We start from the raw sequence: 21,477 nt of genomic DNA on the forward strand, positions 1-21,477 counted from the left end.
GATATCTAGATTAGTAATTAGATGAATAGCAATTAAAGGTTGATGATTGTGCTTTAAAAGCTTTATTTATTGTCTTCAAGGAGTGATTTTATGAAACATATTGCCGATGAAAAATCTATCAAAGGTGGTCAGTACGATAAAGTACCAGAAAATTATAGTGGTACGGTTTATATCTGCCCGATGCATCCTGAGGTTAGAGATACTGAAAAGAGCGATTGTCCGATATGCGGCATGTTTCTTAAACCTGAAGACGAGGTTGCTGAATCCAACAACCATGAAGATAGTCATGCGCATTGTCATGGAGCGGATGCTAATAATAGTAATGAGGTAAATTCTGTCGAAGACGATAAGTACGACAAGATACCGGAAAATTATAGCGGTACGGTCTATATTTGTCCTATGCATCCAGAAGTAAGAGATGTTGAAAAAAGTGACTGCCCAATATGTGGCATGTTTCTTAAACCTGAAGACGAAGTTGCTAAAGATGATAGTCACGCCAGTTGTCATGGAAAGGATACTGATAGTAGCGGAGTAAAATCTGTTAAAGGCGGTAAATACGATAAAGTACCTGCTGATTACGATGGCACGGTATATACCTGTCCTATGCATCCTGAAGTGAGAGACGTTAGAAATAGCGGTTGTCCGATATGTGGTATGGCGCTTGAGCCCGAAACGCTTACTATCGGTGAAGAGGACACCTCAGAGCTTGACGACATGACTCGTCGTTTTTGGATATGTACCGTGTTGACTGTACCGCTATTAATATATGTGATGAGCGGTATGTTTGACTTAAACGTAGTTAATTTTAGTCAGTATGGTATCTCTTCAAAGATCTTACAATGGGCTGAGTTAGTGCTCGCGACCCCTGTAGTGCTTTGGGGCGCCGCCCCGTTTTTCGTCCGTGGCTGGCAGTCTATAAAAAGCCGCAATCTAAATATGTTTACCTTGATTGCGATAGGCGTAGGCGCTGCTTATATTTTTAGTATTGTCGCGACCTTTTTTCCCGATATTTTCCCAGACAGTTTCAGAGATGCCTCTGGTCAAGTCGGAGTCTACTATGAAGCGGCAGCGGTCATTGTGACCTTGGTGCTACTGGGTCAAGTATTAGAGCTCAAAGCTAGAAGTCAAACTTCAGGTGCGATTAGAGCTTTGCTTGAGCTCGCACCACCAACCGCAAGACGTGTCGATGAAAACGGTGAAGAAGTCGAAGTCTCGCTTGATGAGGTCGTCACTGGCGATAAGCTACGGGTTAAACCAGGTGAGAAACTACCCGTAGATGGTACAGTGATCGATGGTAATAGTAATGTTGATGAATCAATGGTGACGGGTGAGCCAATCCCTGTATCAAAAGTAGCAGGAGATACAGTGACTGGTGGTACGGTAAATGGCACCGGAACGCTATTGGTCGAAGCGGTCAATGTTGGAGCAGATTCAGTATTATCTAAAATTGTACAAATGGTTGCTGAAGCCCAGCGTAGCCGCGCACCTATACAGAAATTGGTAGATCAAGTGGCGGGTTGGTTCGTACCTATTGTTATTGTCAGCTCTATCATAACCTTTATTGTCTGGGCGATATTCGGCCCTGAGCCCGCTATGACCTATGCTTTGGTTAACGCGATTGCGGTACTGATTATTGCTTGTCCTTGTGCCCTTGGTCTAGCGACGCCGATGTCCATTATGGTTGGTACCGGCAAAGGCGCGCAAAACGGCGTCCTCATCAAAAATGCTGAAGCGTTAGAGAGTATGGAAAAAGTCGATACCATTGTCGTCGACAAGACCGGAACACTGACCGCTGGTAAGCCCGAGCTTACCGCAATTGATGCGCAGGTAGGTCAAGATGAAGACGAGTTCCTCGCATTGGTAGCCTCAGTAGAAAGCGCTAGCGAGCATCCTTTAGCAGAAGCTATCGTTAGAGCAGCTCAAGAAAGATCACTCATTATTCCTAAAGCTACTGACTTTAATTCGACTACTGGCGAAGGCGTACAAGCCGTGGTCGATGGTAAGAAAGTCGCTATTGGTAACTCTAAGCTTATGGAAAGCCTAAATAGTTTTGATAATGAGCTGTCCACTAAAGCTGATGTCCGTAGAAAAGACGGTGAAACGGCAATGTTTGTGGCTATAGACGGTAAAGCTGCTGGTATTATTTCAGTTGCTGACCCTATTAAACCAAGCACTAAAGAGGCTATTTCACTGCTTCATGACGCAGGTTTAAAAGTTGTGATGCTAACCGGTGACAACGAAAAAACCGCGCAGGCAGTCGCCAATAAACTAGGTATTGATGAAGTTCATGCGGATGTCTCACCAGAGGATAAAAACCGTATCGTCAAAGAAATGCAAGACAGCGGTAAATTGGTCGCTATGGCGGGTGATGGTATCAACGACGCACCAGCGCTAGCGCAAGCTAATGTTGGTATCGCTATGGGAACCGGTACCGATGTGGCGATGGAGAGTGCGGGCATTACCCTGCTAAAAGGTGATTTAATGGGCATTGCCAAAGCTTATAAGCTTAGCCACGCCACCATGCGCAATATCAGACAGAATCTGTTTTTTGCCTTTATCTACAATGCACTTGGTGTTCCTATTGCCGCAGGTGTGCTCTATCCCATATTTGGGCTTCTGCTCAGTCCGATGATAGCAGCGGCAGCGATGAGCTTGTCGTCATTCTCGGTGATTGCTAACGCGCTGCGATTGCGCCGTTTGAAACTATAATTCTGGTACGGTAAAAAGTGTTCTAAAGCACACTGACACATACTGGTCTAAACAAGATCACAAAATATAAGGATACCGTTATGGGCAGCTTTTCTATTACACATTGGCTGATTTTATTGGTCGTAGTGGTGGTCGTATTTGGTACTGCCAAGCTTAAAAATGCAGGTAAAGATTTAGGCGGTGCGGTGAAGGGTTTTAAAGAAGCGGTCAAAGATGAAGAACCCGAGAATGCTCGCAAAAATCATGTGCTTAGCCATGAAAATAGTACGCCAGCTGCAAGTAATGATTTAAATACGCGTGTAGGTAATCAGGCTGATGATATGGAAATCAGCCCTATTTCCACTGATGACCAGCCTAAAGTATGAAGCGCGCCGCTTATAAATAGCGGCACTAAGTAGTCTATTAATATATGTGACTGTTATGTTTGATATTGGGTTTTCCGAATTACTCTTGTTTGGCGTCATTGCTTTAATCGTATTGGGCCCAGAAAAACTGCCGCAAGCCGCACGTACCGCTGGGCAATGGTATGCCAAACTGCGCCGTACAGTATCCACTCTACAATCTGAAATAGAAGCTGAGCTTGATCTAGCTGAAACACGTCAACAAATGCAAAATGAACTTGCGAAAATCCGTCAGACCGAGTCGGATATGAAGCGCGAATTAGCAGAAATGCGTGGCAGTATGCAAAAGTTTGAGCAGTCACAGAACCAAAGCCTAGACGCTTCACATCAGTCAATCACCCCTTATGATAAAGACCATCAACAGAATACTACCTCCTCGTTCATTAAACAGGAGGCGGATCAGTGAGCCTATTTAAACGGCAAAAAAGTCGACAAGAAAAAATAACAGATATAGAGTTTGAGGCGCCAACAGATACAACACAGAATAGTGAGTCTGGAGATACGTTAGGTACGCTTGGCGATATGCCTATTACCGGACATTTAATCGAGCTGCGTACGCACTTAATAAGAATATGCGTGGTCGTCTTAATTATATTCTTAGTATTGGTGGGATTTTCACGCGAGCTTTATAATCTTTTATCAGACCCATTAGTGGCGCAGTTACCCATCAATTCGACCATGATTGCCACTGATATAACGTCAAACTTTATGGCACCCATTCGCTTAACGATATTCGTCGCCGCATTTTTAGCAATGCCTTATATCCTGTATCAAATTTGGTCATTTGTAGCTTCCGGCTTATATAAAAAAGAGAAGAAAATTGCCATTCCTGTACTGCTATCTTCGATATTTCTATTTTATGCTGGTGTTGCTTTTTCCTACTTTGTCGTACTCAAAGGGGTATTGAAATTTTTTATTATGTTCGCTCCGCAGAACGTTATACCAATGACCGATATTGACAGTTATCTGAGCTTTGCCCTCAAGCTATTTATGGTGTTTGGACTGACTTTTGAGATTCCAGTGGTTACCTTATTGCTGATAATGGCCGGAATCGTTTCTACTCAAATTTTAGAAGATAAGCGTCGTTATATCATAGTCGGCTGTTTTGGGATCGCCGCGGTAGTGACACCGCCTGATGGTGTATCAATGCTGTTGTTGGCGATTCCTATGTGGCTATTATTTGAGCTGGGTTTACTCTTAGCAAAGATATTAATTAAAAATGAACGAAATAATGATTTAGTCTCAGGGAATGAAACATTAGAAAGTAGCTAGCACTACTTAAACACGCCAAGAACCTTTTTTACTTTTTACTTTTTACTTTTTACTAGAGTATGTCAGCGTGAGTACTCTACTTAGCGACGGACTCTAAATGGAACACCCAACTAATAACAACGAAAAAAATGACGGTCTTGCAAATCGACTTAACCAAGAGTGCTACTGCATTACCCTTGATCGTAAAGCGCTTAATACAAGCCTTCAAGATCAATTGGTAGAAACTAGAAACAATCCAATAGGAGCGAACGAGCTTAATAAGCTTTTTTCAGCAACACCCGTGTTCGTTCCCAAAACAGAGATAGAGGCGATGGAGCGAATCGTCAGGGCTATCGAGTCAGCTGCCGAACTGCCATTGTATCAAGAGCAAGTGCTGTCGTGGGCACCAGAAATAGCTGCTTTCGACCCAGGCCCAATAGGGGCCCTCATGGGTTATGACTTTCACTTGGGTAGCGATGGACCTCAGCTCATCGAGGTCAATACTAATGCCGGTGGCGCATTTCTGAATGTGTTGCTCGCTCGCGCACAAAAACGCTGTTGCAACCCCTCAGAGCAAAGCGCTGCAACCAATCAAATGCTAGATAGGTTCGAGGAAGCAGTGTTTGACATGTTCAAACAGGAATGGCAGCGACAGTCCGCTGTTGCTATGCCCAATCGGATAGCCATTGTGGACAATGACCCCGAGAGTCAGTTCATGTTCTTAGAGTTTGAGTTAGCCTGTCAACTGCTCCAAGCTAGAGGTATTGATACTGTGATACTTGATCCCTCTGAACTCGAGTATATCGACGGTACGTTAACAGCCCATGGCCAGAAAATCGATATGATTTACAATCGGCTTGTCGACTTTGCATTTGAGGACCCTGACCATGTATTGCTTAAGCAGGCTTATTTAGAGGGTGCTGTGGTAGTGACACCCAATCCCCGCGTACATGCTATGTTGGCCAATAAGCAAAACCTGACATTGCTATCAGACTCCCAAATATTGCGCTCTTGGGGTCTGGATGAGGCTGCAGTGGAGTGCCTCGAAAGGTCTGTACCGAGGACTAAGATTGTATCAAGAGACGATGCAGCAGAGTTGTGGCTTACTCGGCGGCAACTGTTTTTTAAGCCAGTTGCTGGTCATGGAAGCAAAGGCGTTTATCGCGGTAGCAAACTGACTCGACGCGTCTTCGAAAACATTCTGGATGAAGATTATATCGCACAGACCTTTGTCCCTGCAGGAGAGAGATCACTCAAAATTGATGACATCGTAACAACAAGAAAGGTAGATATACGTCTTTATACGTATGGCGGAAAACTGTTACTACCTGCTGCGCGTGTGTATCAAGGTCAGGTGACTAACTTCCGTACGCCAGGCGGTGGATTCGCGCCTGTCTTTCAGGTGTGATCGTCTAGGTCTTATTTAGATGGCATTAGGCTGTTATAAGTCCGGTTAACTAATTCAATATTCTTCTTACCTAACAAAAGATGGTTGTATATTTATGATTGTCTATTACTTTCGGCACGCTTTTCAAAACACTTCGAAAACAATTGGAGCTAGAGATAGCAGTAAATTTCAATAGTTTCCAATAATAAAAATCCAACCGTTACAGTGAGCTTAAATCATATTAGAGTAAACAAGGTTAGACCGTATGTTAATCACAGAATTGGGTTATTTTGCCTTGCTGGCCGCCTTTATATTGGCGATTTTGCAGGTGGTATTACCAACCGTTGGCGTCATGCGCGATCACGTTGCTTGGCAGCGTCTCGCGCCCAGTCTCGCGTGGGCACAGTTTGCTGCCATGATTTGTTCATTTGTTGCATTGATGGCAGGCTTTTATTTCAATGACTTTAGTCTCGTCTATGTCACGCAGCACTCTAATACTTTGTTGCCTTGGTACTATAAACTCTCGGCGACATGGGGCGGACACGAAGGCTCGCTCTTGTTGTGGATGACCATCATGGCCACGTGGTGCGCGCTGGTCTCCTATTTTAGCCGTGGCTTGCCGTTGTCGATGCGCGCGCGGGTACTCGTGATATTGGCCGGTGTGCAGGTCATGATGCTAGCGATGCTGATTTTTACCTCGTCGCCATTTGATCGTACCTTGCCCAATCTGCCCGTAGATGGCGCTGGATTTAAATCCTGTCCTACAAGATTTCGGTCTGATTATTCATCCGCCCATGTTATATATGGGCTATGTGGGTATGGTAGTGCCTTTTGCATTTTGTATGGCGGCATTGTGGGAAGGGCGTTTAGATGCTGCTTGGACACGCTGGTCACGTCCATGGGCGCTCGCGGCTTGGGGATTTTTGACCATTGGTATTGCACTGGGCTCGTGGTGGGCCTACTACGAGCTTGGCTGGGGCGGTTGGTGGTTTTGGGATCCGGTAGAGAACGCCTCGTTTATGCCTTGGCTTGTCGGCTTAGCATTGCTGCATTCATTAGCAGTCACTGAAAAGCGCGGGGTGTTTAAAGCATGGACCATCATGCTGGCTATTTTCGCCTTTGCCTTAAGCTTGCTTGGCACGTTCCTGGTACGCTCTGGAGTCCTTACCTCAGTGCATTCGTTTGCCGCTGATCCGACGCGTGGTTTGGTCATCTTAGCTATTCTTGGCATTATCATCGGTAGTGGTCTATTAATGTTTGCCGTTCGCGGTTGGCGTTTAACCGTTGAAAGTCAATATCAGCTGATTTCACGTGAGTCCTTTTTAGTGATCAATAACGCCATCATTTTGATTGCAACCTTAGTGGTGCTGCTCGGCACCCTCTATCCTATTATCGCTGATGCCTTTAGTCTCGGTCAGGTATCTGTAGGGCCTCCATACTTCAATGCGCTGTTTGTGCCTTTGACATGGCTGTTGTTAATCGCTATGGGTATGGGCTCTAATATTCGCTGGAAACAAGATAAGCGTCCGTTACTAGGGGTGGGTATCGCCATTGCCGCTAGTAGTATCGTATTGGCTGCTATTATCGCCTACTTTACCAGTCCATCTGCTATGTTCAATATTGGCGTGACTTTAGCGGTGAGCTTTTGGGTACTGCTATGGATGATCGTTGACTTTAGAGACAAAACCAAGAACGCCCCTAATTTCTTTAAAGGTCTGCGTCAGCTGCGTCTTAGCTATTGGGGTCAACAGACTGCTCATATTGGCGTATTGGTTGCTGTCATTGGCATAGCCTTTACTAGTAGCCTGAGTATTGAGCGTGACGTAGCAATGGGTATTGGCGATACAGTCAATGTTCAAGGTTACGATTTTGAAGTAACTGAATTTTTTGAAATAAAGGGTAGTAACTTTGATGCAACGCAAGCGCAAGTGGTGGTATCCAAAGACGGTCGTGAAGTGGCGAAACTGACTCCAGAAAAGCGTACTTATATTATCAGCACGATGCCAACAACTGAAGCTGCTATTGACCCCAGTCTTATGCGCGATGTTTATGTCGCACTGGGCGAACCTATTGCCGATGGTAGTAACCAATGGGCATTAAGGATTTATGTAAAACCATTAATTCGCTGGATTTGGTTAGGGGCAATTATCATGGCTCTAGGTGGATTAATTAGTATGCTTGATAAACGATACCGCATCAAAAAAATTAAAGCTCCGTTGCTAGTTACTGGTAGTTTGGCTACTTATGGAGTCAATGAGGTAGCTATTGAGCAGGCAATCTCAGTATCGACGATGTCGACACTAAAGGAGAAATAAATGACTATGTCGAATAATACTCCTGAGCAAAAAGATAGCCAAAACAGTAAGCAGCGTAACCCAAAGACAATGAAAAAAAAGCAGACGAAGCTATGGTTCTTAATTCCGCTTATCCTCTTTTTTGGTTTGGTAGTTATATTGTACATGCGCTTAGGTAAACCAACAGACATTGTGACCAATACCGCTCTTGAGCGTCCGGTTCCTACCTTTGAGCTGCCGTTATTAGCAGATACTACCCGTACTATCACCAATGATAATTTGCCGGATAAGCCGTTTTTACTTAATGTTTGGGGCTCATGGTGCCCAACTTGCGTTATTGAGCATCCGTTTTTAATGCAACTAGAAGAGCGCGGCGTTGATATCGTTGGTGTGAATTATAAGGATGAGATTGGTAATGCGCTCAGTTACTTAAACCGAGGCGGTGATCCATTTTCTATGTCTATTCAGGATTCATTGGGTCAGTTTGCTCTAGACTTAGGCATAACTGGTGCGCCCGAAACCTTTGTTGTGGATGGAGATGGCATCATTCGTCAGCATATTGTTGGTGAGATTAATGAAGCCAATTGGCAACAGCGTGTTAAGCCGTGCCTGACAGTACTTAATAAGGCTAATAAGAACAACGATAGTCCTGATCTCATTCAGGTTGAGGAGATGTGCAAATGAACGTTACTCGAATAAGAGCTCCTCAACTAAAACCCAATATAGTTTTAAAACTAGCAAGCTTAATACTAGCGTGTCTGCTTAACATGACGGCAAACGCAGCTATTGACGTATACGATTTTGACTCACCACAGCAAGAAGCTCAGTATCGTGGATTAATAGAAGAGTTTCGCTGCCCAAAATGCCAAAATCAAAACCTTGCAGCCTCTGATGCACCGATTGCACAGGATCTAAAGCAAAAAGTCTATGATTTAATTAAAGATAGACGTAGTGATGCTGAAATACGCGTCTATATGCAAGAGCGCTACGGTGACTTTATTAGCTACAAGCCGCCTATGCGACCATCAACATGGATCCTATGGTTTTTTCCACCACTATTATTGCTCGTCTTAATTATTGGTTGGTTTTGGCAAAGTAAGCGTCGCCAAGTTGTTGCCCGTGGTCAAAGCGGCGTCACAGTGAACAGTACTGCTGCCTTGACCTCTACGGAAAAGGCTGAGCTTGATCGTCTATTATCGCAAGCTGAGAGTGTCGACCACGACATTACTAGCCTAGAGGACAAAAAATGACTCTATTTTCTACTTTTGGCTTATTTGTAACTCTAAGCTTGCTGATTGCTCTTATATTTGCGCTGATTGCTATTATGCCATGGCTACGAGCACCGCGTTTGCAGTCCAAACCAATAGACAATCAACTGCTAGATATTAATGTTGCAGTATTTCGCGAACGTTTAGCTGAGCTACAAACAGATAAAGACAGCGGTACTATTAATAATAGCCATTATCAAAATCAAAAGCTGGAACTGGAGCGTCAGCTATTAGATGTGCAGCGTCAGATAACACCTATGGTCACCCCTGATGTCAAAAGCCGTTTAATTGTCGCAGCTTGGATCCCAATATTGGCTGCAATGGCGTATTTACTAATAGGCAATCGTACGCCCGTGTTTGATTTGTGGACAGCTGAGGACAAAGTAGGACAAGTGGCTGACGACCTATTGACAGCTAAAATTGACAAGCCGCCATCATGGGCGTTTGAAGATGGTCGTCAACTGATTAGCGCCATGCAAACCAATGTTCATCGTAATGCTGATGATCCTAATCGCTGGATGCGCCTATCCGAGCTTTTCTTATCTATGGAGGCAACTGATTCTGCGCTGGAAGCCTTATCTCGTGCCTATCGTTTAGCTCCTGAAAATGAAGAAATCGCCACCACTTATGCTCAGACTAGCTTTTTCGTTAATGAAGGTCAGTTAGACGCCAATATTCGCCGTGTATTACAAGCTATATTAGCTAAGAATCCGCAGCATGAACGGGCTCAAATGCTCATGGCAATGGGTGAGACTCGTAGTAGTAACTTTGCCCAAGCGCAAGGTTGGATTAAACGCTTACAAGGCAGCATTGTGGCCAAACCAGGTGATCATACTAAAGCTTTAGCAAGCTTAGATGAGTTAAGCAACTACGTTAGCACGCAAGAAAAGCAAGCGCTAGAAGGTATTGACGTGACAGTGAAAATTAACGCTAATTTATTACCGTTAGTGAAAGCTGATGATGTGTTGTTTGTTGCGATACGTGACGTTAAAGGAGGTCCACCGTTTGCCGCCAAACGTTTACCCATTAGTATTATCAAGCAAGGTGAGGCTAGTATCCGCTTAAGCAATCTTGATGCGATGATGCCAGATCGCACGTTAAATTCAGCTCGTAGTGACAAAACTCAGTTAGCAGTCGTTGCTCGTATTAGTCATAGCGGTAATGCCATAGCAGAGTCAGGCGACTTATCGGGTAATCCTATAGTGATTAGCGCTGAACAGACTCAGGTTAATGTTGAAATCAATCAACAGATTCCCTAATAAAAAATTATTACCGTAAGTTTCATAACACCAGAGCGGTAAGTGGAGCCGTTTATAAAAGTGGCGCGATTAATAGTCGTATACCAAAAACATATACGTTTAACATTGTTCATTGTATAAACACAGATAAAGAAAACAACTATGACTGAATCTACCGACAGATTAGATAGTACTAAATTGAATAGCGTTGAATCGGCTAGTACTAATATTGCTGACAATAAAGTACCTATAGCTGTGAGTAGTACTCATCAATCGATTGACTCTAAAACCATGAATCATACGCCTAAAGCTATGTACGTGACTTCAGGCAACTCAATAACACCTAAAGATAAGTTGGACAAAATGCCAAAAATGGTTGCCAATGGCAGTCGCGCTTTTATCTGGTATTTGTTGGCGATAATGGTATTAATACTTGATCAATGGACTAAGTGGTTGGCCCAAACCACATTAGCGTTCAATGACCCCGTACCGGTCATTGAACCATTTCTCAACTGGACACTCGCTTATAACTATGGGGCAGCATTTAGCTTTTTAGCCAACGCTGGCGGTTGGCAGAAATGGTTTTTCTCAGGCTTAGCTTTTGTAATGGCTATCTTTTTAACGGTTTATTTAATCAAAGCGCCACGTGCAGCCAAGCTATTATCTATGGGGTTGGCCTTAATGCTTGGTGGTGCGATTGGCAACTTAATCGATCGTTTAAGAATTGGTAAAGTGGTTGACTTTATCCATGTGCATTATGCTGATGTCTGGAATTATCCTCTTTTCAATGTTGCAGATATAGGTGTCTGTGTCGGTGTCGCATTGATTATAATTGACATGATATTTTTAGAAAGTAAGCGTAATAAATAAGCACATTGATGCCGATTATCACAAACAAAATGAACTAGCGTCGTATTCACTCTATACGGAAAAATACTTTTTATACTTGAGTATGTTTATAAAATGTGAACTGGAAGGTAATGTATGACTGGTATAGGTACTCACTCATTTTAGGTCTTAAAACTCAATACTTAAAAGCTCTGCGTAGAGCCATTATTATAGAGAAATTGAATAATCCATAAATTCTTTATTGATAATAACAAAAGGAAAATACAGTGTCACAGACTCAGCCAACTATTGAAAAAATTCACAGCCTTAGAAAAAAACAAGAGACCGCGTTAAAAAGTCTTACCCTTATAGGCTACCTAGAAGGCACCTCTTTCTTATTATTGCTCTTCATCGCCATGCCACTAAAATATATGCTGGATATTCCAGAAGGTGTGAAATACATCGGTATGGCACACGGTATTTTGTTTATTACCTATATCATAATACTTATAGGCTCAGCTATCAAAATGAAAATGCCTCTTTGGGCAATACCTGCGGGCGTACTCGGCTCACTCTTACCTTTTGGCCCATTTATATTCGATCATTTACTAAAAAATAACTTACAGAAAAGTGTAAGTAAAGAAGCCTAGAACAAGCTCTGCTACAAATGATACAAATGATACAAACGTATATTATTACTCAAGATTATTTTTCCTAACTAAATTACAAGCCGCCATCACTCATCATGGCGACAAATGAATAATATTGAGCAGAAATTAATCACAATAAAACTTTGATTCAGACCCAGTATGAATAGTCTTACACTCTAGTTACTTTTCCAACTTATCTTACATACTATCGACAAACCCGTCTTGTTTAAAAGCTAAACAGGTTTTGTCATCCGCGATGGATTTCCTGTTATCGTAGGGTATGCCTCAAAGGTACTACCTAATTAGGTTCACTTATCAACTAATAGACCACTTAAAATAGACTGATATGATGGAACTACTTTTGACAGACTACTTTAGGTGATTGTGTTTACTAAACCATATCTGAAGGCTTTCACCGAAAAGTAAGACGATAAGCGTGCTGAAAAAGAGTCTATACAGCCCGCTTTAGATTATGGCCATTCTCACTAAATATGATCATAAATACTCAAATACTCAAATACTCAAATACTCAAAATACTCAAAATACTCAAAATACTCAAAATACTCAAAATACTCAAAATACTCAAAATACTCAAAATACTCAAAATACTCAAAATACTCAAAATACTCAAAATACTCAAAATATTGTCAAAAATAGCTTGAACTCTTGTCAACTGAATCGTTTTTACATGTCTTTACTTAAAACATTTTAAATACTTAATTTCAATACTTAGTGTTGAATAAAAAAGCTATACCTAAGCTGCTACTGATGACTAACTACTTTTTTAATACGCGATAAACGGTAGCTACCCCAACACCAACTGCCTTAGCTACTTCCTCTTTTGTCATATTGTTTTGACTGTTTAATTCTATAATACGATTATGTTTCGTTGTATTAGGCTTTTTACCAGTGGGCTTATAGCCACTGTTAGCCAATCCCTGCTTGATACGCTCTCTACGCTTGTCGTTATCAAGCTTTGCCATTGTGGCTAATAAGTCGATTAACATATCGTTGATCACCCTGAGAATATCCCCGGTCATACCTTCACTGACCGTATGCGTGGTTGGTAGATCAGCTACCACCAATCGCAAGCCCTTGTCTTTGATGCGCTGCTTTAGAATTGCAAAATCATCTTGAGATAGCCTGCTTAATCTATCCACACTTTCGACCAACAGAATATCGCCTTCCTCAGCGTCATTGAGTAACAGAGTGAGTACTGGTCTATCAAGCTTCGTACCACTGAAATGCTCAACGTACTCAACATGCTTATCATCATAGCTTTGGCTAAAGCTAATCAAGTCAGACAAGGCTCTCTTAGCGTCTTGATCCTTAGTACTGGCTCTCACATAAATACGAACAGTCATAACGCCACCCCTATCACTTAGACTTAATAATTAATGTTCATTGATAATAGACAGATATTACTATCATTTAATATTAGAAACAAGTCTACTGATAGATAAATTATCGTTTAGAGGATTTACGTTTTAGGTATAGTCTAATGGTAGATTGTCAGGCGCTTTCACTGGTTCGGTTCCCTAGTGAGGACTTGAATATTAAGCTATCCTCTATGTCCTATTCTCAATTGAGTTTTTATGTCTAATATACTAAGTAATGAACCTATAATACAATACGAACCACAGAGCCTACGTCCAATAGTAGCTACTATTGGAGTACTTTTTAAAGATGGAAAGGTGCTTTTAGTACGCCGTGCTAACCCACCCGATGCAGGTCGATGGGGTTTTCCCGGTGGTAAAATTGAACGTGGGGAAACTGTTAAAGATGCTGCCGTTCGTGAACTTTATGAAGAGACAAGCATTGTATCAAAAGCCTTTAAGACATTTAACGCTGTAGACGCGTTTGACTTTGATAGTAGTGGTAAGCTGCGTCACCATTTTGTTCTTGTAGCCGTACTTTGTATTTGGGTTTCTGGTGATCCTCTAGCAGGTGATGACGCCCTAGAAGCTAGATTTTTCGATATTGAAGATTTGATCAATGCAGATTTAGCCCTTAGCTTAGATGTTAAAGAAATAGCATTACAAGCAGCTGAGTTACTCTAAAAAGTAAGAAAGTTCGATATTCTATACCCCAGGGGGAGGGTGTAAATAATTCTGTGTAAATACAGTTGAGAGTGTAAATAAAACTGTATTTACACAGAATTATTTACACCCTCCCAGTAACAGCCGATGTAGCCTTACGTTTGCACGATGCTTTAGGTATTAGTGCTGATTTACTCATGCGCGTTCAATCAAAGTACTCTCTTTGGATCGAATCGCAAAAACAACGTCCACAAATTCAGCCATTTTTTGCGAGTTGTTAGTGGTTTGACCCACTAACAACTAACACGTTGGCTATTCATTGAGTAAATCCTAAACTCAACTAATTCTTTTATTTATCAGGCAACCATTTTTCGACATTCGACGGCACATTCACGGCAAGCATCAGCACATTGCTGGCAGTATTGATGCTCATGTTGGCTACATTCATCTGCACAGTATTCACAAACCTTGGCACAAAGCTCACAAATTTCTTTCATAAAAGGAGATTCTGTTTGCTGCATACGAGCACAGAGCTGACAAATATCTGCACAATCTAGACAACGCTGAATACATTCTCGCATCATCTCCAGATTTTCTTCTTTTAGACAGGCATTTGCACAACTGGCACAGGTAAGGTAACAGTTCATACATGCCTTTGCGCAATCTGAAAATTGGATATCGTTCATCATACTTCCCTAAAGTCAATTGATTTAGGAATAGGCTAATCAAAAAAAAAGATATACACTAGGACGATTATGTAAGGGAAAGTAAAATAGTCATAGATTTTGTTAAATGGTTTTAGGAGAGTGTAAATGCAGTGTCGATGAAGGACTGCATGAGCTGCTTTTGAAAGTCTTTGATGTCATCGAAGCTTTTCATGCTGCTGGCCATTTGCTCAGCCAGTTTCTTGATGTCAGATTGGTTAGTCATTGCTTATTCTCCTGTTAGTGGATTATAAGCAGTTACACAAAGTTTGGGAAACTCTCATGGAAATTGCCTTTTGAGTTTGAAGCAATGTACAATGATAAGATTAACCCGTTAGGTCAGGTGGCCTAACTTAAATAAAAAGTCTCCGACAAACCCGGTACGGTTCACTATCTATTGTTATTCTTACCTGAAATTGATGTGAGCTTATAGAGACAAGGTAAATTTGCAAAAGTGCCGGCTATTCAGTGTTCATTGAATGTTTAATTTAATTTATTAAGCTTGACCTTGGAGTGGCTCTAAGCCTTATACTTGGTACAAATTTTTCGGTTGTTATGATGATGCGTTCTACTACATGGATTACAGTCTTGGTTGGATTGTTCATGTTCCAAAGCTTTTGGAATGTGGCGGCGGCCTTTTGTGTCCATGAACAACAGCCTCAATCACAGCAGAGTTATCATTTTGGTCATCACCAAAATACCTTGTGTGCCAGCGATAGTCGTCAACACGATCATAATGGACAGTCAGAAAACATAAAAACATTCAGTAGCGATTTAGAAATCGGTGAAGATCATCAAGATCATCTACCATCGATGATGCATTTGATTGTACAAAATGAAAAAGTAGATGTGTTTCATCCAAGCTCTGAAGTTAAAGTGAATCCACAATTTCATTGGAAAAACAGCTATCAGGCTCCTGACCTGTTTCAACAAAGCCTACCTCCCGAATTTTCCCCGCTCATGGTGGGGTAGCCTAAAACATTCCCACCACTTTTATTATTTAAATAAGTGGGAAAAATCATGTCTTCACAATCAATTATACTCTTGCGTCATAGCTTGGTTGCTTGTATATGTGCAGCGGCTATGCAATATAGCTATGCTGAAAACGTTACCAGCTTTGAATCCGCTTTAGCAAAAGTACAAAGTTACCAGACTCAAGACAAGCCGTGGCAACAAGTTCAGCAAATATCTGAATTGAATATTCAGCAAAGTCGGTTATGGCAGAATCCAAGTATAAGTTTAGAACAGTCTGGCTTTGGCTCAGGTCAAGAACAGGAATTCAATGTTGGCGTTAGTCAACCTCTAGATCTATTTGGTCAGCGTAAGCTGAACCGGGTGATTGCCAATACCTCGAATCAACAAATCCAATTGCAACAGCAATTATGGAAGGCACAAAGCCAACTGATTGTTAAATTTGCATGGTCGCAATTTGCACTTGCTGAGGTTGAGCAGTCTGCTTATTCAGTACAGTTAAAAACAAGTAAAGTCAATCTGGACAGTGCCCAGAAACGCTATCAGGCAGGCAGTATTGCCCTGGTTGATTTTGAGCGTGCCCAAATTGAAGCGCTAGAAATCCAACGACTTTATGAGCAAGCGATGCTGAATAAACAAGCTGCCGGTCGTCAGCTGTCTAATTTGTGGGGGGGAGAAACATCTTCACATCTTCAATTGAATAAAACCGCTATCCCTTGGCCAGAGCAAAGTCTCCAAACTGTGCAACGGTATATTGCTGAAGGGTGGCTAGAAAAACTCTATGCCTTGAACATTCAGCAATCGGATCATCAAATTGAAAATTTAAGAATTCAGGCACGTCCCAATCCGACTTTAAATGTAGGCATGAAACGTAGCAAAACCCCTAATGAAAGCAACGATACGACTTTAGCAATCGGCGTGGCTATTCCACTGAATATTTTCAATCGCCAGCAATATGCGATCCCGATGGTCCAGCAACAGCAAATATTGCTGAACCAACAGCAGCAGCGTGAGCTGAAGCAACAAATACTCGATATTGCCAACAGCATGCATCAGCTCAAAGGTTTACGTAGCCAGTTCGATGCCACAACAGCACAAGTTACTTTGGCGACCAAAGTTCAGAGCCGTACTTTACTAGGGTTTCAGGCAGGGAAACTGTCCATTACCGACGTTCAGCAAGCAACCACCCAACTGCAGAATCTTCGATTGGGTCAATTACAAACTCTACGTCAAGCTTGGCAAACTGCCCTAGCAGCTGAGGCACTCAGTATTGGCACAAGTTATGAAGAAATTAGCCGTTCGGATGCCTATACACAACTGAATAAAAAGGCAGTCGAAGCATCGCAAAATTTAATCAATGGGGGAGCACGATAAAATGAACGCCAAGCAAAACGGAAAAATATCCCAGTCTCTCATGATTGTAGTTTTGATTCTGATTACGGTCTTGGTCAGTCTGGCTATTTGGTTAAGTTCAAAAAAAACTGAATCTGAGGGGCAGGGTTATGATGAGGGAAATGCCGAATATTCTGATGAAGATAGTTCTGAAGAAGGACATGCTGAAGAAGGCGAAATACAACTGACCAGCCAACAAATGGTTGAACAAGGTTTAAAAGTTGCTGTTGCATCCACAGGATTGGTTGAAAAGCTGACAACCCTGCCAGGTAAATTGGTGGTGAATACCGATCAACAAGCGCATATATCGCCTAATTTTAGTGGTTATGTCGAGCAGATCAATGTGGCTTTAGGACAGAGCGTGCAAAAAGGACAAACGCTGGCTGTACTAACCGTGCCTGAACTGATCGACCAACAGGCAAATCTGCGTATGGCACAGGTGAATCTGGATTTGGCCCGTAAAGATTACCAGCGCGAACAGCAACTCTGGTCACAGGGGGTTTCTGCCAAACAGGATTACCAGCGTGCCGAAAATGCCTACCGTCAAGCGCAGATTACTGTCCAGTCCTCACAAGCACGTTTAAATGCATTAGGTGCAAGTGGCAATAACAATGGGCGTTTTCTGATTAAAGCACCGATCTCTGGGGTGATCAGTCAAAAAGATATTGTGGTCGGTGAAAATGTGCAACTGGCTAATCAGCTCTTTGTCATTGAACAGCTGAAAGATTTATGGCTTGAGTTTAATTTGCCGAATCAATTCTCAGGTCAACTGCAAGCCGGGCAAAAAATTGACTTTAAAGTGAATGATTCAGATCAAATCTATAAAGCTACTGTACAAAGCTTAACCTCTCAGGCAGATGTACAAACAGGGCGTCTGGTGGTGCGCGCAAAACTCGATGCGCAAGCTACTGAGTTGCGTTCTAATGTGTTAGTGAGAGTGTTGATTCCGGAAGCTACAGCAAAATCAGCCCTTCGGATTCAAAAGTCTGCGCTGCAAAGTATTGAAGGTGAAGACAGTATTTTCATCGTAGATTCAGAACAAAAAGGTCAAGTCCACTTAAAAGCACAGAAAGTGCAATTGGGGCAGGCTTCAAGTGATGGACAATGGCTTGAAGTGATTTCTGGGCTGACTGAAGGGCAGAAGTATATCGCTCAAGGCAGTTTCTTGTTGAAATCTGAATTAGAAAAAGACGAGGCAGGCCATGGACATTAATTCTGATCTACCAAAACCAGAAGGTTTATTCGAACGAATCATTCAGTTTTCCATACAAAATGCGATTTGGGTGTTGCTCTTTGCCTGTACCTGGATTGCGGTCGGGGTGTATAGCTATCAGAAACTCCCGATTGATGCTGTACCCGATATTACCAATACCCAAGTCCAGATTAATACTCAAGCCAAGGGTTTTACTGCGCTTGAAGTCGAACAGCTGATTACCTATCCCATTGAAAATGCCATGGCTGGCATTCCGGATCTGGAGCTTACCCGTTCCATATCCCGTTATGGACTCTCTCAAGTCACCATTATCTTTAAAGATGGGACTGATATTTATTGGGCCCGTCAGCAGATTAACCAACGGACACAGGAGGCGCAATCTGAGTTGCCTGCACAAATCGCACCGACGATGTCCCCCGTTTCTACGGGTCTCGGTGAGATTTATCAATGGGTACTGAAGGCAGATCCGAATGCGAAAAAGCCGGATGGAACTGCATACACGCCGATGGATTTGCGTGAGATTCAGGACTGGATTGTGCGTCCTCAACTGCAACGTGTTAAGGGAGTTGCAGAGGTCAACAGTATTGGTGGTTTTGAAAAAACCTATGTGGTCTCTCCCGATTTAAACCGGATGCAGCAACTGAATATCTCATTAGAACAACTGCAACAGGCTTTAGCGCAAAATAATGAGAACCGAGGTGCAGGTTATATTGAAGACAATGGTCAGCAACTGACGGTACGTGTACCGGGTGCATTCAATGGGCTTTCTGATATTGAGAACACCATGCTGGGTAGCCCAAATGGCAGCCCAATTCGGGTTGGTGATATTGCGCAAGTCTCTATTGGGCATGATTTAAGAACCGGTGGGGCAACCTATAACGGCAAAGAAACCGTTTTAGGGGTTGTCATGATGGCGATGGGTGGAAATAGCCAGACTGTTTCTAAAGCTGTGGATGCCAAGCTTCAAGATATTCAGAATAGTTTGCCTAAAGGGGTAGTGATTGAAACGGTGTACGACCGTACTATCTTGGTTGAGAAGGCGATTAAAACCGTTCAGAAAAACTTGGTAGAGGGAGCAATCCTGGTCATCATCATTCTGTTCCTGTTTTTAGGGAATATCCGTGCTGCCTTGATTACTGCCTGTGTCATTCCACTCTCTATGCTGTTTACCTTAACCGGGATGGCACAGCAAAATATCAGTGCCAATCTGATGAGTTTAGGTGCACTCGATTTCGGCATCATTGTCGATGGTGCTGTGGTGATTGTCGAAAACTGTATCCGGCGTTTAGCCCATACACAGCAACTGTTAAAACGACCTCTCACACAAAGTGAACGCTTTAAGGAAGTTTTTCTGGCTGCCCGCCAAGCACGTCGTCCTCTTATTTTTGGTCAGCTTATTATTTTGGTGGTGTATTTGCCGATTTTTGCTTTAAGTGGTGTGGAAGCAAAAATGTTCCATCCGATGGCATTGGCAGTGGTACTCGCCCTTGTTGCAGCCATTATTTTATCGATCACCTTTGTGCCTGCTGCTGTGGCATTGTGGGTCAAAGGCGATATTCAAGAAAAAGAAAGTCGTTGGATGTTATGGCTAAAAGCTAAATATCAGCAAACTCTTGATATTTCGTATCAATACAAAGCAGTTGTGCTGACTTTTGCACTGTGTTTATTAGTGATTACGGGATTTATCAGTACCAAACTCGGCAGTGAATTTGCACCACAGCTCAGTGAAGGAGACTTTGCGATACAACAGTTACGTTCACCAAGTACAGGCTTAGAAGAGTCTTTACGTATTCAGGAGAATACTGAAAAACTTCTTTTAAAGAGTTTCCCTGAAATTAAGGCAGTATTTGCCAGAACGGGTACAGCCGAGGTTGCAACAGATGTCATGCCACCCAATATTTCAGATGGCTATATCATGTTAAAGCCTCGTTCAGAATGGCCAAATCCTAAAGAAAGTTTAGATGAATTACGTGGCCGTATGGTGACGTATTTAGCCACGATTCCAGGCAATAATAGTGAATTTTCACAACCGATTGAACTCCGATTTAATGAATTGATCTCAGGTGTGCGTAGTGATGTTGGTGTGAAAATCTTCGGTGATGATATGAATGTCCTCAATACTGAGGCGACTAAAATCTCCAAAATCATTCAGCAAATATCGGGTAGCAGTGCCGTGAAAGTTGAGCAGACCTCAGGTTTGCCATTACTGAATGTCGAGGTAAATAAAACTTTGGCTGCACAATATGGTTTGAGTGTGCGTTCAATTCAAGACCTTGTGGCAACCAATATTGGTGGACAAAGCGTGGGAGAGATTTTAGAAGGCGATCGTCGTTTTGATTTTGTTATCCGTCTTGGAGAGCAAGACCGTAGTGTCGCATCTGTTTCCCAGTTACCTATTCAGCTTCCAAATGGTGGCAGTATTTTATTGTCGGATGTCGCGCAAGTCTCGACCATTGAAGGAATCAACCAAGTCAGTCGAGAAAATGGTAAACGCCGAGTTGTGGTTACAACGAATGTTGAAGGGCGTGATTTAGGGTCTTTTGTTTCTGATGTACAGACACAGCTCAAAGCATACACTTTGCCAAGTGGTTATTGGATAGAATATGGCGGTCAGTTTGAAAATTTGGCTTCAGCCAAAGCACGGATGCAAATCGTGATTCCACTGGCTTTAATCACTATCTTTATTTTACTGATGGCGGTCTTTCACAATGTCAAAGAAAGTCTATTGGTCTTTACCGGGATACCCTTTGCCTTGACCGGTGGTGTGCTGTTCCTTTGGCTAAGGGATATTCCATTATCGATGTCAGCTGGAATTGGCTTTATTGCCTTATCTGGTGTTGCAGTCCTCAATGGACTGGTAATGCTGACCTTTATTAAGGAATTAAGGGACAAATATCCAGTGCATAAAGCCGTGTGGCAAGGGGCTATTTTGCGCTTAAGACCAGTGTTGATGACAGCTTGTGTGGCTTCACTGGGTTTTGTACCAATGGCGCTGGCAACCGGAACAGGGGCTGAGGTTCAACGGCCACTGGCAACCGTAGTGATTGGCGGGATTATCTCTTCAACATTACTAACTTTGGTGCTGTTACCCGTGCTTTATCGTTGGATAAATGAAAAAAAAGTTTCTTAA

17 protein-coding genes and 2 pseudogenes are annotated in these 21,477 nt (G+C 42.5%); 16 read left to right on the forward strand and 3 right to left on the reverse strand.

The genetic code is table 11. From position 1 onward, the window contains the following. Positions 1-90: 90 nt before the first annotated feature. From PSBA01_RS13040 to PSBA01_RS13090, 11 genes and pseudogenes are all read left to right on the forward strand, one after another. Complete coding sequence (locus PSBA01_RS13040; RefSeq protein WP_186475566.1) at positions 91-2,709, forward strand: copper-transporting P-type ATPase; 2,619 nt, start codon at positions 91-93, stop codon at positions 2,707-2,709. An 80-nt stretch (positions 2,710-2,789) separates the two neighbouring features. Continuing rightward, the gene (gene tatA / locus PSBA01_RS13045) at positions 2,790-3,074 is read left to right on the forward strand and encodes a Sec-independent protein translocase subunit TatA (RefSeq protein WP_011959992.1); all 285 of its coding nucleotides are present in this window, start codon (positions 2,790-2,792) and stop codon (positions 3,072-3,074) included. 55 nt (positions 3,075-3,129) lie between these two features. After that, positions 3,130-3,516 carry a Sec-independent protein translocase protein TatB gene (gene tatB, locus PSBA01_RS13050; RefSeq protein WP_036599454.1) on the forward strand — a complete coding sequence of 129 codons (387 nt, stop codon included), beginning with the start codon at positions 3,130-3,132 and terminating at the stop codon, positions 3,514-3,516. Next, a complete protein-coding gene (gene tatC / locus PSBA01_RS13055; protein ID WP_011959994.1) occupies positions 3,513-4,382 on the forward strand; it encodes a twin-arginine translocase subunit TatC in 870 nt (289 codons plus the stop codon). Before tatB ends, tatC begins: the two co-directional genes overlap by 4 nt. Positions 4,383-4,479: 97 nt before the next feature. Next, positions 4,480-5,769 carry a hypothetical protein gene (locus PSBA01_RS13060; protein ID WP_036599449.1) on the forward strand — a complete coding sequence of 430 codons (1,290 nt, stop codon included), beginning with the start codon at positions 4,480-4,482 and terminating at the stop codon, positions 5,767-5,769. 244 nt (positions 5,770-6,013) lie between these two features. Further along, a pseudogene (locus PSBA01_RS13065) lies at positions 6,014-8,063 on the forward strand (heme lyase CcmF/NrfE family subunit). Next, on the forward strand, positions 8,064-8,726 hold the full coding sequence (locus PSBA01_RS13070; protein ID WP_011513682.1) for a DsbE family thiol:disulfide interchange protein: 663 nt from the start codon (positions 8,064-8,066) through the stop codon (positions 8,724-8,726). An 83-nt stretch (positions 8,727-8,809) separates the two neighbouring features. Continuing rightward, the gene (locus PSBA01_RS13075; RefSeq protein ID WP_020443538.1) at positions 8,810-9,292 is read left to right on the forward strand and encodes a cytochrome c-type biogenesis protein; all 483 of its coding nucleotides are present in this window, start codon (positions 8,810-8,812) and stop codon (positions 9,290-9,292) included. Next, positions 9,289-10,569, forward strand: coding sequence for a c-type cytochrome biogenesis protein CcmI (ccmI, locus tag PSBA01_RS13080; protein WP_025643930.1), 1,281 nt, complete (start codon positions 9,289-9,291; stop codon positions 10,567-10,569). The genes PSBA01_RS13075 and ccmI overlap by 4 nt, the downstream gene beginning before the upstream one ends. 141 nt (positions 10,570-10,710) lie before the next feature. Continuing rightward, the gene (lspA, locus tag PSBA01_RS13085; RefSeq protein ID WP_186475551.1) at positions 10,711-11,418 is read left to right on the forward strand and encodes a signal peptidase II; all 708 of its coding nucleotides are present in this window, start codon (positions 10,711-10,713) and stop codon (positions 11,416-11,418) included. Between the two features lie 245 nt (positions 11,419-11,663). Beyond that, a complete protein-coding gene (locus PSBA01_RS13090; RefSeq protein WP_186475552.1) occupies positions 11,664-12,026 on the forward strand; it encodes a DUF3817 domain-containing protein in 363 nt (120 codons plus the stop codon). A gap of 777 nt (positions 12,027-12,803) precedes the next feature. Here the strand turns inward: PSBA01_RS13090 and PSBA01_RS13095 are convergent. Next, positions 12,804-13,391, reverse strand: coding sequence for a recombinase family protein (locus tag PSBA01_RS13095; protein ID WP_186475553.1), 588 nt, complete (start codon positions 13,389-13,391; stop codon positions 12,804-12,806). A 231-nt stretch (positions 13,392-13,622) separates the two neighbouring features. Between PSBA01_RS13095 and PSBA01_RS13100 the strand changes: the two genes are divergently transcribed. Continuing rightward, a complete protein-coding gene (locus PSBA01_RS13100; protein WP_007115209.1) occupies positions 13,623-14,087 on the forward strand; it encodes an NUDIX hydrolase in 465 nt (154 codons plus the stop codon). Between the two features lie 335 nt (positions 14,088-14,422). On the opposite strand, the gene PSBA01_RS13105 is transcribed toward PSBA01_RS13100, so the two are convergent. Together PSBA01_RS13105 and PSBA01_RS13415 are read right to left on the reverse strand one after the other, a co-directional pair. Next, entirely contained in the window at positions 14,423-14,752 is a 330-nt protein-coding gene (locus PSBA01_RS13105; RefSeq protein ID WP_093071101.1) for a four-helix bundle copper-binding protein, read from the reverse strand. A gap of 127 nt (positions 14,753-14,879) precedes the next feature. Further along, positions 14,880-14,996, reverse strand: a pseudogene (locus tag PSBA01_RS13415) (transposase); the annotation flags it as partial. Positions 14,997-15,331: 335 nt separating this feature from the next. Between PSBA01_RS13415 and PSBA01_RS13115 the strand changes: the two are divergent. From PSBA01_RS13115 to PSBA01_RS13130, 4 genes are read left to right on the forward strand one after another with little or no spacing between them, the layout of a single operon-like run. Further along, positions 15,332-15,742, forward strand: a complete 411-nt coding sequence (locus PSBA01_RS13115) for a cation efflux protein, CzcI-like (protein ID WP_198013336.1) — start codon at positions 15,332-15,334, stop codon at positions 15,740-15,742. Between the two features lie 48 nt (positions 15,743-15,790). Then, the gene (locus tag PSBA01_RS13120; RefSeq protein WP_025644122.1) at positions 15,791-17,116 is read left to right on the forward strand and encodes a TolC family protein; all 1,326 of its coding nucleotides are present in this window, start codon (positions 15,791-15,793) and stop codon (positions 17,114-17,116) included. 1 nt (position 17,117) lies between these two features. After that, on the forward strand, positions 17,118-18,347 hold the full coding sequence (locus PSBA01_RS13125) for an efflux RND transporter periplasmic adaptor subunit (RefSeq protein ID WP_186475554.1): 1,230 nt from the start codon (positions 17,118-17,120) through the stop codon (positions 18,345-18,347). Continuing rightward, positions 18,337-21,477, forward strand: a complete 3,141-nt coding sequence (locus PSBA01_RS13130) for an efflux RND transporter permease subunit (protein ID WP_186475555.1) — start codon at positions 18,337-18,339, stop codon at positions 21,475-21,477. The genes PSBA01_RS13125 and PSBA01_RS13130 overlap by 11 nt, the downstream gene beginning before the upstream one ends.

It is taken from the genome of Psychrobacter sp. KCTC 72983, assembly GCF_014280455.1.
Classification (GTDB): domain Bacteria; phylum Pseudomonadota; class Gammaproteobacteria; order Pseudomonadales; family Moraxellaceae; genus Psychrobacter; species Psychrobacter pacificensis.

Excerpts from the sequence above, each read along its gene's own strand:
- PSBA01_RS13040 (WP_186475566.1), top strand. The coding sequence starts at position 91 with ATGAAACATATTGCCGATGAAAAATCTATCAAAGGTGGTCAGTACGAT.
- tatA (WP_011959992.1), top strand. The coding sequence starts at position 2,790 with ATGGGCAGCTTTTCTATTACACATTGGCTGATTTTATTGGTCGTAGTG.
- tatB (WP_036599454.1), top strand. The coding sequence starts at position 3,130 with ATGTTTGATATTGGGTTTTCCGAATTACTCTTGTTTGGCGTCATTGCT.
- PSBA01_RS13060 (WP_036599449.1), top strand. The coding sequence starts at position 4,480 with ATGGAACACCCAACTAATAACAACGAAAAAAATGACGGTCTTGCAAAT.
- PSBA01_RS13070 (WP_011513682.1), top strand. The coding sequence starts at position 8,064 with ATGACTATGTCGAATAATACTCCTGAGCAAAAAGATAGCCAAAACAGT.
- PSBA01_RS13075 (WP_020443538.1), top strand. The coding sequence starts at position 8,810 with ATGACGGCAAACGCAGCTATTGACGTATACGATTTTGACTCACCACAG.
- ccmI (WP_025643930.1), top strand. The coding sequence starts at position 9,289 with ATGACTCTATTTTCTACTTTTGGCTTATTTGTAACTCTAAGCTTGCTG.
- lspA (WP_186475551.1), top strand. The coding sequence starts at position 10,711 with ATGACTGAATCTACCGACAGATTAGATAGTACTAAATTGAATAGCGTT.
- PSBA01_RS13095 (WP_186475553.1), bottom strand. The coding sequence starts at position 13,391 with ATGACTGTTCGTATTTATGTGAGAGCCAGTACTAAGGATCAAGACGCT.
- PSBA01_RS13100 (WP_007115209.1), top strand. The coding sequence starts at position 13,623 with ATGTCTAATATACTAAGTAATGAACCTATAATACAATACGAACCACAG.
- PSBA01_RS13105 (WP_093071101.1), bottom strand. The coding sequence starts at position 14,752 with ATGAACGATATCCAATTTTCAGATTGCGCAAAGGCATGTATGAACTGT.
- PSBA01_RS13115 (WP_198013336.1), top strand. The coding sequence starts at position 15,332 with ATGCGTTCTACTACATGGATTACAGTCTTGGTTGGATTGTTCATGTTC.
- PSBA01_RS13120 (WP_025644122.1), top strand. The coding sequence starts at position 15,791 with ATGTCTTCACAATCAATTATACTCTTGCGTCATAGCTTGGTTGCTTGT.
- PSBA01_RS13125 (WP_186475554.1), top strand. The coding sequence starts at position 17,118 with ATGAACGCCAAGCAAAACGGAAAAATATCCCAGTCTCTCATGATTGTA.
- PSBA01_RS13130 (WP_186475555.1), top strand. The coding sequence starts at position 18,337 with ATGGACATTAATTCTGATCTACCAAAACCAGAAGGTTTATTCGAACGA.